A 13732-nucleotide genomic window follows, 5' to 3' on the forward strand; every position below is an offset into this window, starting at 1 on the left:
ACCAGAAGGCAGGAGACCACCATGCCCTACGCGACAACCGATGATGGCGTCCGTCTTTATTTTGAGGAAACCGGCTCCGGCCACCCGGTGATCCTGGTCCACGAGTTCGCCGGCGATCTGCGCAGCTACGAGCCGCAGATGCGACATTTCGGCAAGCGCTTCCGCACCATCGCCTACAATGCGCGCGGCTTTCCGCCGTCTGATGTGCCCGAGCAGGTCTCGTCTTATTCGCAGGCGCGCGCAGCCGACGACATCCTGGCGGTGCTCGATCACATCGGCGCGCCGAAGGCGCATATCATTGGCCTCTCGATGGGCGGCTTCGCGACCTTGCATTTCGGACTGCGTCATCCGGCGCGGGCATTGTCGCTGTGCATCGGTGGCTGCGGCTATGGCGCCGAGCTCGACAAGCGCGAGACGTTTCGCGCCGAGGCCGACGTGATCGCCACCATGATCCGCAAGGAGGGCATGCCGGCGTTCGCCGAGCGCTATGCTTACGGGCCGACACGCGTGCAATATGAAAACAAAGACCCGCGCGGCCACGCCGAGTTCAAGACCATGCTCGCCGAGCACTCCGCGGTGGGGTCGGCCAACACCCAGCAGGGCGTCCAGAAGGAGCGTCCCTCGCTCTACACGCTGGTCGAGGAGATGAAGCGCACCACGGCCCCGACGCTGATCATCACCGGCGACGAGGACTGGCCGTGCCTGCTGCCGGGCATTCTGATGAAGCAGAGCATTCCGTCGGCCGCGCTCGCCGTCATGCCGAATTGCGGCCACGCCATCAACATCGAGGAGCCCGACGAATACAACCGCATCGTCGGCGATTTCCTGGCGCAGGTCGAAAGCGGCCGCTGGCCATCACGTGATCCCCGAGCCGTCAGTGCTTCGATTACGGGAATGAAGGACTAGGACGTCCATTCATCAACGGCGGCTTTGGGGGCAGGGACGTTCGCTGCTCGCGGAAGCATCTCTGGCTTTGGGTAATACGTCACGGCTCCCGGACGTCCGTCGGCGACGGGGGGCCACGGGATTTTTCAAGAAATTGTGCCTATTGAAACAGCGAGCGCAATTCGATTTTGGCGTTCGCATCGCAGTCGTCTTCAGCTATTCTCAGCATCCTGGAATTTCCGGACTCCAATGGAGGGGACGGGATGAGAATGCGGGCGCTAGGTACGACGGCTTCCGGCTCTGAGCCAGGGTTTCCCAACCCAAAGATCCGCTCCGTGCCGGAGATCAATTTTATCAACGGTCCGAACGTGCAATCCGTTCGAACGGGGGGATTGATTGCTCGCTGTTTCCGCACGACCTGCCTTGAACCGAAGCCTGACGTCTTCCTGGGTTTTTGTGCCGAAGACATCTACATGGTCAGGCTCTTTCTGAAGGCACATCCCGCAAACACGTTGGTCCGGGGACGGCGGCGCATTAACCTGCCTCCGCGGGGCTCCATGGAAAGTGCGATCAGGCACGTTTGCGAGCCCTTCTCCTGGAAGATGAGCCACGCGGTCGATGTCATCAATTTTGAAATTCCAACAAGGGCAATCCACGACTACCTGCAAGGCGGCCGCTCTCGTCAAATCGGTCAATTGAAGGTAGATCAAAATTCAAGCTTGGCCGATCCGACGATCGCTTCATTCGGCCTTGCAACGCTTCAGGTCCTCGGCGCGGAGAAGCACTTCACCCAGTTCTTCGTGGATCATATCGTGGACGGCCTCTGCAAACATGTCGCGCTTCGATATTTTGGAGCTGATGATCTCGAGGTGCGACGCGGCGGATTGTCTCCTTGGCAGGAACGTCGCGCGAAAGACCTCATGCATTCCGCGATCGGGCGAGCTCTCTCTCTGCAAGAAGTTGCGGATGCATGCGGATTGTCGGTTGTACATTTTTCGAGAGCATTCAGGAAATCGACAGGCTGTTCGCCACACAAATGGTTCGTGGAGAAACGCATCGAAATGGCGTTATCGCTTTTGTGCGATGACAAATTGTCTTTGACAGATATCGCCGCGCGATGCGGTTTCGTCGACCAAAGCCACCTTACAAAGGCGTGCAACCGCCATGTAGGAATGCCTCCGGGTGTCTACAGAAGGCGTGCGGCTTCGGCCCAGTTTGAGTAATTCGCAAATTTCAGGATCGAAATTTCCAAATCCGGCCGCCGCGTACAAGACGGTGGCCGGCTAGTGGCCGATATTCTCGCACCAGCGACAGAGGCGGCGGTTCCGGCAGCCTCCGCCGGAGACTCGTGAGCGCGCTGTCAAGCAGCCGGAACGGGCTCGCCTGCGAGCTTGCTGTCCGGCGGCTCCAAGCTGGATCAACCTTGGAAAGGCATCGCGGGATGGACTCCTCCACTGACGGTAATCTTGCTTCCCGCCGTGACTTGTTGCTTGCGAGCGCTGGAGGCCTTGCGCTCGCTTTGGCCAATCCCACCCGCGCAACTGAAAGCAAAATGAGCCTTGAGCCGCCGATGACCTCGGTCGTTCCATATATCGAGCATCGGATATCGAACGGCCGCATGGTCTATGCTCGCGAGTATCCTGGCCAGGATCCGGCTTTTGTCATGATGCACGGATTCCCGGACAATCTTCACATCTACGATTATCTGGTGCCGTATCTGACGCGCGCCGGCAGGCGGGTGGTGGTGTTCGACTTCCTCGGATTTGGTCAATCGGAGAAGATCGCAGCGGAAGGCTATCAGTACACGTTCAAGCAGCAGGTCGGAGACCTGGCAGCCGTTGTCGATGCGCTGAAGATCGACAAGTTCATTCCGGTCGGTCACGACTCCGGCGGGCCATGCGCGGCCAACTACGCCCTCGACCATCCTGATCGCGTTGCCTGGCTCTGCCTGCTGAACTGTTACTATTCGGATTCGCCAACATGGCGGCTGCCCGAAATCATCGAAGTGTTTGGCGACCCCTGGCTCAAGGAGCTTGCCCAGGCATTTCTGAGCAGTCCTGATCAAATGAGCTGGCTGATCACGTTTCAGGACAAGCATTTTCAGGTCAACATGCCTTCGGAATTGAGGGAGCGCTTCGACGGCATCGTGCGACCGATCGTCGATGGCAATTTTGCCGGTGGGGCGGGGCCGGCCTTTGCGCAAATGACCGCTCAAGTGCGGGAGAGCGTAGCCTACAACACGTCACGGCTCCCCGACGTCGGTCGGTTCGCCAAAAAGGTCAACCTGATCTGGGGCGTCATGGATCCTTATTTGACCTCGGTTACGGCGGCTGCGATCGCCGCGACCTATCCGCACAGCGCAGTAAAACCGGTCGAGGCCGGCCACTGGCTGATGATCGACAGGCCAGCCGAGGTTGCGCAACTCCTGCTCACGTCGGGCTAGGATCGGAAGTCACGCTTCCTGAACTGAGAACGCTCAGGCTGGCGGCCGGGATCAACGGGCTCTGGCAGGCGGCTCTGAAAAGGTGGTTCGTCATGGACGTCGCTAACGCAACTGTCTTCATCACCGGTGCCAATCGCGGTCTGGGCCTGGCTTTTGCGCGCGAGGCGCGTCGTCGCGGGGCAAGGAAGATCTACGCCGGGATGCGCAGCACCAGCGGTTTCGAGGAAGCGGGTGTCGTCCCGGTCAGGGTCGATGTCACGGACAAGGCGTCGATAGCAGCGGCCGTCGAACTGGCCGCGGATACGACGCTGTTGGTCAACAATGCCGGAATCGCCGCGTTGATCGATGGGCCTCTGGCACAGGACGTCGAAGCACAATCATCCCGGATGTTCGAGACCAACTATTACGGCGTCGTGCGCGTCACGCAGGCCTTTGAGCGGATCCTGCTGGCCAAGCCACATGCCGCCATCATCAACGTGCTTTCCGACATCGTGTGGCTTCCGCGGCCCTATCTGACTCCCTACGCCGCGTCGAAGGCGGCGGCATGGAGCTTTACCAACCAGCTTCGCTTCCAGTTGCGGGAGCAGCGCGTGCAGGTTCTCGGCCTGCATGTCGGGTTCGTCGATACCGACCTGACCAACGGCATTGACGTGCCGAAGGCCAGCCCCGAGCACGTGGTGCACCAGACCTATGACGCGCTTGCCGCCGGCAAGAGCGAGGTGATGGCCGACAAGGGGACGGCGATGCTGAAGGGGACGCTGGCGGCGGACGTGCCCGGCTACATCACCCCGCCGCCGGGCCTTTGAACCCGATGGTTGAAGGCATTTGGGTGCAGGCAGCGCCCCAAACTGAAATTCCGGGCCTGAATTCCGAGGAGGATACATGAGTGCGGCGGTCAGCATCGGAGGAATGATCGCTCCGGATTCAGATCTCGCGCGCAAAGCTGCGGCGCTCGCCGAGCAGGCCCATTCCAAGGTGCTGCTCAACCACGTACACCGGACGTGGTGGTTTGCCGAGTTCATCGGGAGGAAGCGCGAGATGAAGTACGACCGCGAGCTCGTCTACATCGCATCGCTGCTCCATGATCTCGGCCTTTCGCCATTGCACGCCGCTGACAAGCGATTCGAGGTCGATGGCGCCGATGCCGCCAGCCGCTTCTTGCTTGCGAACCACTACCCGCCGTCGAAAACCGAAATCGCCTGGGATGCGATTGCGCTGCATTCGGTCGCCGACATCGCCGACCGCAAGCAGCCGGAAGTCGCGCTGGTCCATTTCGGCGCTTACGTCGATGTCATGGGACTTCGAATGGAGGAAATCACGCCGTCCCTGATCGACGATACTCTCGCTCTCTACCCGCGGATTGGAATGAAGGCCGCGTTCACGGAGGCTTTGGCCGAAGTCGCCAGAAAGAAGCCGCATACGGCGATCGGCACCGGCTTGGCCGACATTGGTCGGCGCCTCGTGCATGGCCTCGAGATCCCCAACGTCTGTGACATCATTCACGCGGCGCCCTTCGAGAGTTGACGTGCCGTGGCGGCTGGCCGGGGAGGTCAGCGTGACGGTTTGCCGCCGACGCAGCATGCGCGGGAGCACGTTTCGTCATGACGCGCGAGCCTTCGTCATCGACACAGCGATCGCTTCACTAACATCGATTCAAGATCCGTTCGCGCACGCTGCAACTGCCGCGTGAATTGAACGCGCGACGATCATGTCGCGATGATGCGGCAATCGCAAAACCGACACAGAGCTGTTACGCGCGCTGGCTAATGTGTCGCACGTCGACGTCATAAATCCTTAAAAAATGGGGCAAGAAGTGAAGGCGAAATTCCTTTCAACGGTCGGAGTCTGCCTGGTCGCTGCCGCTGCAGTTGTGTGCAGCGCCGCCGCTCACGACGATGATAAAGACCACGAACATCGTCATCCGCACGACATCCACACGGCAACGCCGATCAAGCATCTCGTCGTCATCTTCAACGAGAACCGCTCGTTCGATCATTATTTCGCGACCTATCCGAATGCGGCCAATCCGTCGGGCTCGATTGCCTTCGTTGCGAAGCCGCATACGCCGAAGGTCAACAACCTCGCCAACGCCGGACTGCTGACCAACAACCCGAATCTCAATCCGGCCAACGGCACCGGCGCGACCAATCCATTCCGTCTCGACCGCACCCAGGCCAACACCAAGTCGCAGAATCACGCCTACACGCCCGAGCAGCAGGCGGTCGACAACGGCAAGGAGGACCTGTTTCCGAAATTCACCGGTCGCGGCACCGCCGGCGGCGTCGGCGCCTTCGGCACCAACGGGCAGGTGATGGGTTATTTCGACGGCAACACCGTCACCGCGTTTTGGAACTACGCCCAGCACTTCGCGATGAGCGACAACAACTGGACCGACACTTTCGGTCCGTCGACGCCCGGCGCGATCGAGGTGGTGTCCGGCCAGACCAACGGTGCACAGAACATCGTCGGCACCTCGTCGTCGATCGCCGACGGCCAGGGCGGCCTGACGCTGATCGGTGATACCGATCCCGCCTACGATTCCTGCTCGAGCACGACCAGCCAGGTCCTGATGACCAGCAAGAACATCGGCGACCTGCTCAATGCCGAGCAGATCAGCTGGGGCAGCTTCATGGGCGGCTTCGACCTGACGCTCAAGAACGGCAACGGCACCACCAATTGCGGCCGCAGCACGTTCTCGAGCAACGTCAACGGCACCATCGTGGACTACATTCCGCACCACGCCTGGTTCCAGTACTACAAGTCGACCGCCAACCCGACCCATGCGCGGCCGAGCTCGCTGAATGCGATCGGCCACACCTACGTGCCCGGCAGCAAGACGGTCGATCCGGCCAATCATGCCTACGATCTCGAGGACTTCTACGCCTCGGTGAAGGCCGGCAACTTCCCGGCCGTGTCCTACATCAAGATGCCGGCCTATCAGGACGGTCATCCCGGCAATTCCGATCCGCTCGACGAGCAGGCCGGCAATGTCGAGCTGGTCAACTTCCTGCAGAAGCAGAAGGAGTGGGGCGAGACCGCGGTCATCATCACCTATGACGACTCCGACGGCTGGTACGACCACCAGTACCTTGCGCCGATCAGCGCCTCGTATGACCCGACCGCCGATCAGGTCAACGGTCCCGGTCAGTGCGGCCGCGGCGTCAGCAAGCAGAAGCAGCCGAAGGGCCTCGAGGGCAAGCCGGTGAACGGCCGCTGCGGACCAGGCACGCGGACGCCGTTCCTGGTGATCTCGCCGTTCGCCAAGCGGAACTACGTCAGCCACAACTTCATCTCGCAGGCCTCCGTCGTGCGCTTCATCGAGGACAACTGGCTGCACGGCCAGCGTCTCGGCGGCGGCTCGTTCGACGACAGCGTCGAATCGATCGCCGACATGTTCGACTTCGAGCGCGGCCACGGCCACGATCACGAGTACCGGCAGGACACGCTGTTCCTCGACCCGACCGCCGGCACAGTCATCGTCAGCCCGCCGGATGATCACCACCACCACTAGGAGCCCTTCGGTTCTGATCTGATCTGATCAGAGCCGAAGCTCTGCTTCCCGCCTTGACGCTTGGCTCGCGCGAACTGGTCTCCGGTTCGCGCGAGCATGCTCCAACGACACTGGATCTGATATGAAGGGCCGCACTCTGTGGCTTCTCGGCGTCGGCCTGCTGTGCATGGCCGGCGCCGTCGCGGCTGTCGAGACCCAGCAACTTCCGGGGACGAATCCGAGCCCGGTGCAGCTCCGGCGTCCGCCGGTCGCGCCATTGTCCGCCATGGCGCAGCTCGGCCGGAAGATATTCTTCGACGCGTCGCTGTCGTCGTCGGGCGCATTGTCGTGCGCATCCTGCCACAGCCCGGACCACGCCTACGGCCCGCCCAATGACGGGCCGGTGATGCTCGGCGGGCCGACGCAATCCCGGCAAGGGACGCGCGCCGTGCCGGGCCTGACCTATCTCGAGCGCCAGCCGAATTTCAGCATCGGCCCCGAGAAGGACGAGGACGACAATGTCGTCGACTTCGCGCAACTCGCCGCGGCAGGCCAGCAAGCCGTGCGCGCCAGGAAGGTCGCGACCGGGACGGCTGCGTCCGCGGTCAACATCGTGCCGCAGGGCGGTCTGTTCTGGGACGGCCGCGCCGATACGCTGCAGGATCAGGCGATCTTTCCGCTGCTTGACCCGAACGAGATGGACGGCGGCAGCATCGAGGTGGTGGCGCAGAAGCTGCGCCGGGCGAGCTACGCTCCGCGCTTTGCCGAACTGTTCGGCGCTCAGGTGTTCGGCAACACGCGGCTGCTGGTCGCGGAGGCGATGTTCGCGGTCGCGCGCTATCAGGTGGAGGAGCCGAGCTTCCATCCCTACACCAGCAAGTTCGACTACTGGCTGGAGGGCAGGGCGCGGCTCAGCGAGAGCGAGCTGCGCGGTCTGCAATTATTCAACGATCCGGACAAGGCGAATTGCGGCGGCTGCCATACCTCGCAGCCGACCCGCGACGGCCTGCCGCCGCTGTTCACCGACCATCAATATGAGGCGCTCGGTGCGCCGCGTAACGCCGCGCTCGCCACCACCCGCGATCCCAATTATTTCGACCTCGGGGTCTGCGGCCCGTATCGCACCGACATCGCCGAGCAGACGCAATATTGCGGGATGTTTCTGACGCCGACCCTGCGCAACACCGCGACCCGCCGCGCGTTCTTCCACAACGGCGTCTTCACCAGCCTCGAGCAGGTGCTCGATTTCTACAATTTCCGCGATACCAACCCGGAGAAGGTGTTTTCGCACGGCGCCGACGGCACGGTTCGCAAGTACGACGACCTGCCGGAGAAGTACCACGGCAATGTCGACGTCAGCGATCCGCCGTTCGAACGCCATCCCGGCGACACGCCCGCGATGACGGCGCGGGATGAGGCCGACATCATCGCCTTCCTGAAGACGCTGACCGACGGTTACCAGCCGGAGCGGTGAGGCGCCGCCACGGTTCGGCGTGGAACCGAACCGTGAGTTGGCAGCTCCTCGTGAGGCGCGCATAATGGCGCCATGAATGTCGTCGAAGGCAACGGCGCCAAAATCCCCGCGATCGGACTCGGGACATGGGAGTTGCGCGGGCGGACCTGTGCGCGCATCGTCGAGCAGGCGCTGCGGCTCGGCTACCGGCACATCGACACCGCCGAGATCTACGACAATGAGCGCGAGGTCGGCGAGGGACTGCGCGCCTCCGGCGTCAAGCGCGACGATGTGTTCGTGACCACCAAGGTCTGGACCACGCATTTCATGGCGAAGGATCTCGATCGTGCGGTCAAGGAAAGCCTGGCGCGGCTGCGCCTGACCGAGGTTGATCTGTTGCTGCTCCATTGGCCGAGTGCGCAGGTGCCGCTTGCCGAGACGCTCGGCGCGCTGGCGCGGGTCAAGCAGGCGGGACTGGCGCGGCATATCGGCGTCTCGAACTTCAACGTGGCGCAGATCGCGGAGGCGGTGGCGGCGTGCCCCGAGCCGCTCGCCTGCAACCAGGTCGAGTACCATCCTTATCTCGACCAGACCGATGTGATCGAGGCCTGCGCACACCATGGCCTGGCGTTCGTTGCCTACAGCCCGATCGCGAAGGGTCGGGTCAAGACCGATCGCGCGCTGGCGCGGATCGGCGACCGCTATCGCAAGACCGCCGCCCAGGTCAGCCTGCGCTGGCTGGTGCAACAGAATGTGTCCGCGATCCCGCGCACCGCGAAGCTCGAGCGGCTCCAGGAAAACATCGACATTTTCGATTTCGAGCTGTCGGATGCGGATATGGCCGAGATTACGGCGATGGCTGGTGCCGGCGGACGTTGATCGGCCGATGCGCCGCTTGCCTGGGCATCATTGCGCCGAAAATCGCTGGGCAGCGGCCCGGATCATGCTATTGCGCGCCGGTCGCCTGCGGATTTGAACCGAAGGGGGATTGAGGTAGGCGGGTTCCGGCCGGTAATGTTGCCGGCGGGGAGACATCACTGATGTGATCGAGCGGGATGAAGTTTCGGCCAAACGCGGACATGTTGGCATCGGTGTTCGTGCACCTGATGCTGCTTGCGCTGATTTTCCTGTATTCGGAGGTGCATCAGTTCGATCCCGTCGCCGCTGACACGGTGCCGGTCGAGATCGTGACGCCGCAGGAGGTCGCCAAAGCCGAGGTCGCGCCTGACCCGGTGCCGAGCCCAACGCCGACCCCTGAGCTGCGATTGCCGTCACTCGACAAGCCGGTGGAGCAGGCCAAGCCCGAAGGATCGGCCCAGGCGCCCGCCCCACAGCCGCAGCAGAAGCAGGCGACGCCGCCGGCTCCCAAGCCGAGCCCGAGTCCTCAGCATGCTGCGGCCGAGCCGCCGTCGGCGACGCCGGCACCCCAGACGCCGCCGATGCCCCAGCCAACCGCGCAGCAACAGGCCGCGGCGTCTTCGCCTGCCTATGCGCAGCCCGAGCCTGATCTGTCGGTCAAATACAATGTCATGCTTGGTCTGCCGCCCGATATCTCCGTCAAGCCGCCGGCCGACGCGCCGCAAGGCCCCGGTCCTGGCAAGGACAATTTCGATGCCGCGGCCACCGAGCAGGCCGATGTCGGCTCCAGCGTGGCCGCCGAATTCCGCCGCCATCTAAAGACCTGCCTGAAGCTTCCGCCGACGCTGAGCACGGGCGACGACGTCAGGATCAAGCTCCGGGTGTTCATGAAGCCTGACGGCAAGCTCGCCTCGCAGCCCTTGCTGATCGAGGCTACCGCATCGGAGAAGGGGCCCATGTTGCTCAAGAGCGCGACCGAGGCGCTGCAGGCCTGTCAGCCCTATGCGATGCTGCCGCGGGACCGCTACGGCGAATGGAAGGTGCTCGACCTCGACTTCACCCCGCGCGATTTCGCGTCGTGAGCCGAGGCAGGCCTCAGCTTCCCATCGCCTGCCAGGCGTTCGAGGCAAACTGCCGGCGCCAGATCACGATCACGACCGCGGCGGTCGTGACGAACAGCACCCAGGGGCTGACGAACCAGCCGAGATAGGCGAGCGCGAAGAAGAACGCGCGCTGTCCGCGGTTGAAGTGCCGGCCCGCGGTCTCGAACAGGCGCGTGGTGCGGATGACATGGGCCTCCGCCTCCGGCGTATCGCGCTGACCGGCCGGCGGCATCGCACCGAACAGGATCGCGACATAGTTGAACAGGCGATAGGCCCAGGCGAATTTGAAGAAGGTGTAGATGAAGATCAGGATCAGCCCGATGCACTTGATCTCCCACAAAGCTGGCGAGGGCGTCAGGTTGACCGGCAGCGCACCGAGCACCGCGAGCGCATCACTGGTGGCGCGCAGCAGCGCCAGACCGCCGCCGATCGCGATCAGGCTGGTGGAGGCAAAGAACGCGGTGCCGTTCTGCAAGCTCGCCATGATCTGCATGTCGACCATCCGCGCGTCGCGATTGAGCAGGTTCCGGACCCAGATCTCGCGGTAGACATGCATCCGCGCCGACAGGCTGTCGCGCCCATAGGCGGTGTGCTCCAGCGTGATCGCGTAGACCAGCCATTCCAGCGCAAAGAAGCTGACGGCTAGGATGTCGGCCCAATAGCCAGTCATGGCTGCCTTCCTTCGTGAGCGCGCGGCTGCCCGTCCGCGCCGCGCTGCATCCCGCGTGATGTACAGGTTGAAGACCTGCAATGCACTATGGCAAAATACGCAGGCAACAGGATTCCCCGGACATGCTCAAGCTCGTCATCGGCAACAAGAACTATTCGTCATGGTCGATGCGGCCCTGGCTGGCGCTGCGCGCCAACGACATCCCGTTCGAGGAAATCTTCGTGCCGCTGTACACCGATCAGGCCGACAAGGACCGCATCCTCGCCTTCAGCAAGGCCGGCAAGGTGCCGACGCTGATCGACGGCGATGTCACGGTGTGGGATTCGCTGGCGATCATCGAATATCTCGCCGAGAAATTTCCCGACGCGAAGCTGTGGCCTGCGGATCGCGCCGCGCGTGCGCATGCCCGCGCGATCTCGGCCGAGATGCATTCCGGCTTCGTGCCGTTGCGCAGCGAATGCGGCATGAACCTGCACCGGCCGATCCGCGCGGTGGCGCTGTCGGACGACGCGCGGGCCAATGTGGCGCGGATCGAGGAGATCTGGGCCGACTGCCACGCGCGCTACGGCAAACAGGGCCCGTTCCTGTTCGGGGAATTCTCCGCGGCGGACGCGATGTACGCCCCGGTGGTGCATCGCTTCCGCACCTATGCGATCCCGGTGAAGCCCGAGGCGAAGCACTATGTCGATGCCATGATGCAGCTTCCGGCGTTCCAGCAATGGACCCGCGACGGCCTTGCCGAGACGCTGCGGATCGACCGATTCGAGGATGTCTGACGGTTGCTGCGCTTCCGAATTGTGACAACGCTGGCAAAGATCGCGGCTTGACGCCGCGGAGCTGAAGGCGTCGAATCCGGCAGGCTGGTTTCACAAGTCGTGAAAGGACTTAGACCATGGGCATTCTCGATTCCCTGGAGAATTCGCCGGAGCTGAAAGGCATGCTGGGCCAGCTCGGCGCGGCGGTGATCCCCGTCGTGCTCGGCGAGGTAATGGGCAATGGCGGGCAGGGCGGCTTGTCCGCGATCGTCGCCAAGCTCGAGCAGGCCGGGCTCGGCGAGCAGGTCAAATCCTGGATCGGCAGCGGCCAGAACCTGCCGATCACCGCCGAGCAGCTCCAGCAGGTGCTTGGAAGCGACACGGTCAAGCAGCTCGCCGCCAGGTTCAACATTCCGGTGGACCAGCTGTCCCAGATCCTCGCCCAGCAGCTTCCGGCCGCGGTCGACAGCGCGAGCCCCAACGGCAAGCTGCCGCATACTGCCTGAGGCTATGGAACCGGGTTCCAGCCAGGCCCGGCGGGCAATTTCCGGCTGGCACGTAAATTGCTGTCTATCGTCCTGAAAAACCTGCAAAAATTGCACCTTCGCCATGCCCCAATCTTGCTGGATTTGGGACAGGGCGATGTGCTAGCTTGCCGCAGGGTTCTCAAAATGCCGGCATGAGCTATCGGGACTGTCAGCTCAGCCAGCAATCTCTAAGAAAATGGAGAGGGCGTTGAAGCATAAGTACTCGATTGGCGAGATCGTCTATTTCACGGCGAGCAACGTGGCGCGCCCGGCGGCGAGTGGCACCTATGAGGTGATCCGCCTGCTGCCGACCGAAGGTGACGACTGCCAATATCGCATCAAGAGCTCGACCGAAGCTTTCGAACGGGTGGCCAAGGAGAGTCAGCTCGCGCTGTCCTGAAGGAGTTGTGCGCAAGCCGGTGGCCGGAGCGGGTTCCGCAACGTCGCCGTCAAAAGGCCCTGTTCGCAGACCCATTGTGCTGAAGGTTGGACGTCGGGGTGGCGGCGTTCATCGTCGCCGATTGTGCTTACGCTGCGTTGAGGGACATCGCGCATGAACTGGGCTTCCTCGCTGGATCAGATCTGGCGCTCACCGACCTTCCCGATGTGGCTGACCTTGGCCGCGGCGGGATTTTTTGGGATCGTCGTCCTGGTCACGCTGCTGCGCGCGGAAAAATCCGTCGCCAATGGCGCACTGACCGTCATCACGCTGCTGTCGATCGCAGTTGCGGTCGCTGCGACGATCCGCGGCTTCGGGCCGGGCGGGGCGGCCGCGCCGGCCGAGACACGGACCGCGCAATTGACCGGCCAGACGGTGCCGGCGCTGGCCTGCGTCGACGACCTTGCTGGAGACGCCGTCCTCAACGCCTGCGAGAAGGTGCTGTTCGGTTCATCGGACACCGCGGCCGCCGCGGTCAGCTATGCCGCGTCGCAGGTTTCGCGCCTGACCGCGCTCGGTGACCTCGCAACCGCGGAGCGCAATTCGACCACCGAACTGCAGGCGCTGCGCCGCGCCATCGAGCATGATCGCTACGGCCTGGTGGCCTATGCGCTGATGGCCCGTGACCATTGCACGCCGACCGCATGCCCGGCATTCCGCTCGCTCGGCGACAACCATCAGATCATCGCCAACATGAACGAGCGGACCTACGAGAACCTGGTCACCCGCTATGCCGGCTCCTGGAACGCGCCGGCTGGCGCGCAGGCGTCGGCCACCGGTGGCCTGGTCGCCGCCCTGCCGCCGTCGATGCCCACGGGCAGGCCGACCAATGCGGAGTTTCCGAGCGCGGCATCGACACCGCCGGTCAGCATCATGACGCCCGAACCGACGAGGCCGGCTGCAGCCGCACCGCCGCCGGCCGCGCGCGCCGCCACCGCATCGCCTGCGGCGGCCCCGAAGCGGCCGCCTGCAGCGAAGCGTCCGGTCCAGATCGCGCCGGCTGCGGCCCCGGCGTCGGCTCCGCCGCCTGCCGCGGCGAGTGCGCCTGCGGCCGCGAGCCAGGACTAAGCAGCCGCGAGCCAGGACTAGCGGGACCAGGCCGACACCGG

14 protein-coding genes are annotated in these 13732 nt (G+C 63.4%); 13 read left to right on the top strand and 1 reads right to left on the bottom strand.

Features of this window, described 5'->3' with window-relative positions; translation table 11 throughout:
• Window positions 1-21: 21 nt before the first annotated feature.
• From BRSPCE3_RS06815 to BRSPCE3_RS06855, 9 genes are all read left to right on the top strand, one after another.
• Window positions 22-906 (top strand): alpha/beta fold hydrolase, encoded by an 885-nt coding sequence (locus BRSPCE3_RS06815; RefSeq protein WP_244065060.1) that lies wholly within the window; start codon window positions 22-24, stop codon window positions 904-906.
• A 314-nt stretch (window positions 907-1220) separates the two neighbouring features.
• Window positions 1221-2108, top strand: a complete 888-nt coding sequence (locus tag BRSPCE3_RS06820; protein WP_244065061.1) for an AraC family transcriptional regulator — start codon at window positions 1221-1223, stop codon at window positions 2106-2108.
• 218 nt (window positions 2109-2326) lie between these two features.
• The gene (locus tag BRSPCE3_RS06825) at window positions 2327-3328 is read left to right on the top strand and encodes an alpha/beta fold hydrolase (RefSeq protein ID WP_244065062.1); all 1002 of its coding nucleotides are present in this window, start codon (window positions 2327-2329) and stop codon (window positions 3326-3328) included.
• A 92-nt stretch (window positions 3329-3420) separates the two neighbouring features.
• A complete protein-coding gene (locus BRSPCE3_RS06830) occupies window positions 3421-4134 on the top strand; it encodes an SDR family NAD(P)-dependent oxidoreductase (protein WP_244065063.1) in 714 nt (237 codons plus the stop codon).
• 76 nt (window positions 4135-4210) lie between these two features.
• The gene (locus BRSPCE3_RS06835) at window positions 4211-4852 is read left to right on the top strand and encodes an HD domain-containing protein (RefSeq protein ID WP_244065064.1); all 642 of its coding nucleotides are present in this window, start codon (window positions 4211-4213) and stop codon (window positions 4850-4852) included.
• A gap of 289 nt (window positions 4853-5141) precedes the next feature.
• On the top strand, window positions 5142-6839 hold the full coding sequence (locus tag BRSPCE3_RS06840; RefSeq protein WP_244065065.1) for a phospholipase C: 1698 nt from the start codon (window positions 5142-5144) through the stop codon (window positions 6837-6839).
• A 121-nt stretch (window positions 6840-6960) separates the two neighbouring features.
• Window positions 6961-8292 (top strand): cytochrome-c peroxidase, encoded by a 1332-nt coding sequence (locus BRSPCE3_RS06845; RefSeq protein ID WP_244065066.1) that lies wholly within the window; start codon window positions 6961-6963, stop codon window positions 8290-8292.
• Between the two features lie 72 nt (window positions 8293-8364).
• Window positions 8365-9150, top strand: a complete 786-nt coding sequence (locus tag BRSPCE3_RS06850; protein ID WP_244065067.1) for an aldo/keto reductase — start codon at window positions 8365-8367, stop codon at window positions 9148-9150.
• Between the two features lie 176 nt (window positions 9151-9326).
• Window positions 9327-10211, top strand: a complete 885-nt coding sequence (locus tag BRSPCE3_RS06855; RefSeq protein ID WP_244065068.1) for a hypothetical protein — start codon at window positions 9327-9329, stop codon at window positions 10209-10211.
• A gap of 13 nt (window positions 10212-10224) precedes the next feature.
• Here the strand turns inward: BRSPCE3_RS06855 and BRSPCE3_RS06860 are convergent, their stop codons facing one another.
• Window positions 10225-10902 (bottom strand): DUF599 domain-containing protein, encoded by a 678-nt coding sequence (locus tag BRSPCE3_RS06860; RefSeq protein WP_244065069.1) that lies wholly within the window; start codon window positions 10900-10902, stop codon window positions 10225-10227.
• Between the two features lie 122 nt (window positions 10903-11024).
• Between BRSPCE3_RS06860 and BRSPCE3_RS06865 the strand changes: the two genes are divergently transcribed.
• The 4 genes from BRSPCE3_RS06865 (at window position 11025) to BRSPCE3_RS06880 (ending at window position 13691) form a co-directional block, all read left to right on the top strand.
• Window positions 11025-11678 carry a glutathione S-transferase family protein gene (locus tag BRSPCE3_RS06865; protein ID WP_244065070.1) on the top strand — a complete coding sequence of 218 codons (654 nt, stop codon included), beginning with the start codon at window positions 11025-11027 and terminating at the stop codon, window positions 11676-11678.
• A 116-nt stretch (window positions 11679-11794) separates the two neighbouring features.
• Window positions 11795-12163: a YidB family protein gene (locus tag BRSPCE3_RS06870; RefSeq protein WP_244065071.1), complete on the top strand. Its 369-nt coding sequence runs from the start codon at window positions 11795-11797 to the stop codon at window positions 12161-12163.
• 217 nt (window positions 12164-12380) lie between these two features.
• Complete coding sequence (locus BRSPCE3_RS06875; RefSeq protein WP_094194249.1) at window positions 12381-12584, top strand: hypothetical protein; 204 nt, start codon at window positions 12381-12383, stop codon at window positions 12582-12584.
• A gap of 153 nt (window positions 12585-12737) precedes the next feature.
• The gene (locus tag BRSPCE3_RS06880; protein WP_244065072.1) at window positions 12738-13691 is read left to right on the top strand and encodes a hypothetical protein; all 954 of its coding nucleotides are present in this window, start codon (window positions 12738-12740) and stop codon (window positions 13689-13691) included.
• The last annotated feature ends 41 nt before the right edge of the window (window positions 13692-13732 follow it).

Source organism: Bradyrhizobium sp. Ce-3, from assembly GCF_022835695.1.
Lineage (GTDB): Bacteria > Pseudomonadota > Alphaproteobacteria > Rhizobiales > Xanthobacteraceae > Bradyrhizobium.

Coding starts and splice junctions, on each gene's coding strand:
- BRSPCE3_RS06815 (WP_244065060.1), top strand. CDS start 22: ATGCCCTACGCGACAACCGATGATGGCGTCCGTCTTTATTTTGAGGAA.
- BRSPCE3_RS06825 (WP_244065062.1), top strand. CDS start 2,327: ATGGACTCCTCCACTGACGGTAATCTTGCTTCCCGCCGTGACTTGTTG.
- BRSPCE3_RS06830 (WP_244065063.1), top strand. CDS start 3,421: ATGGACGTCGCTAACGCAACTGTCTTCATCACCGGTGCCAATCGCGGT.
- BRSPCE3_RS06835 (WP_244065064.1), top strand. CDS start 4,211: ATGAGTGCGGCGGTCAGCATCGGAGGAATGATCGCTCCGGATTCAGAT.
- BRSPCE3_RS06845 (WP_244065066.1), top strand. CDS start 6,961: ATGAAGGGCCGCACTCTGTGGCTTCTCGGCGTCGGCCTGCTGTGCATG.
- BRSPCE3_RS06850 (WP_244065067.1), top strand. CDS start 8,365: ATGAATGTCGTCGAAGGCAACGGCGCCAAAATCCCCGCGATCGGACTC.
- BRSPCE3_RS06855 (WP_244065068.1), top strand. CDS start 9,327: ATGAAGTTTCGGCCAAACGCGGACATGTTGGCATCGGTGTTCGTGCAC.
- BRSPCE3_RS06860 (WP_244065069.1), bottom strand. CDS start 10,902: ATGACTGGCTATTGGGCCGACATCCTAGCCGTCAGCTTCTTTGCGCTG.
- BRSPCE3_RS06865 (WP_244065070.1), top strand. CDS start 11,025: ATGCTCAAGCTCGTCATCGGCAACAAGAACTATTCGTCATGGTCGATG.
- BRSPCE3_RS06870 (WP_244065071.1), top strand. CDS start 11,795: ATGGGCATTCTCGATTCCCTGGAGAATTCGCCGGAGCTGAAAGGCATG.
- BRSPCE3_RS06875 (WP_094194249.1), top strand. CDS start 12,381: ATGGAGAGGGCGTTGAAGCATAAGTACTCGATTGGCGAGATCGTCTAT.
- BRSPCE3_RS06880 (WP_244065072.1), top strand. CDS start 12,738: ATGAACTGGGCTTCCTCGCTGGATCAGATCTGGCGCTCACCGACCTTC.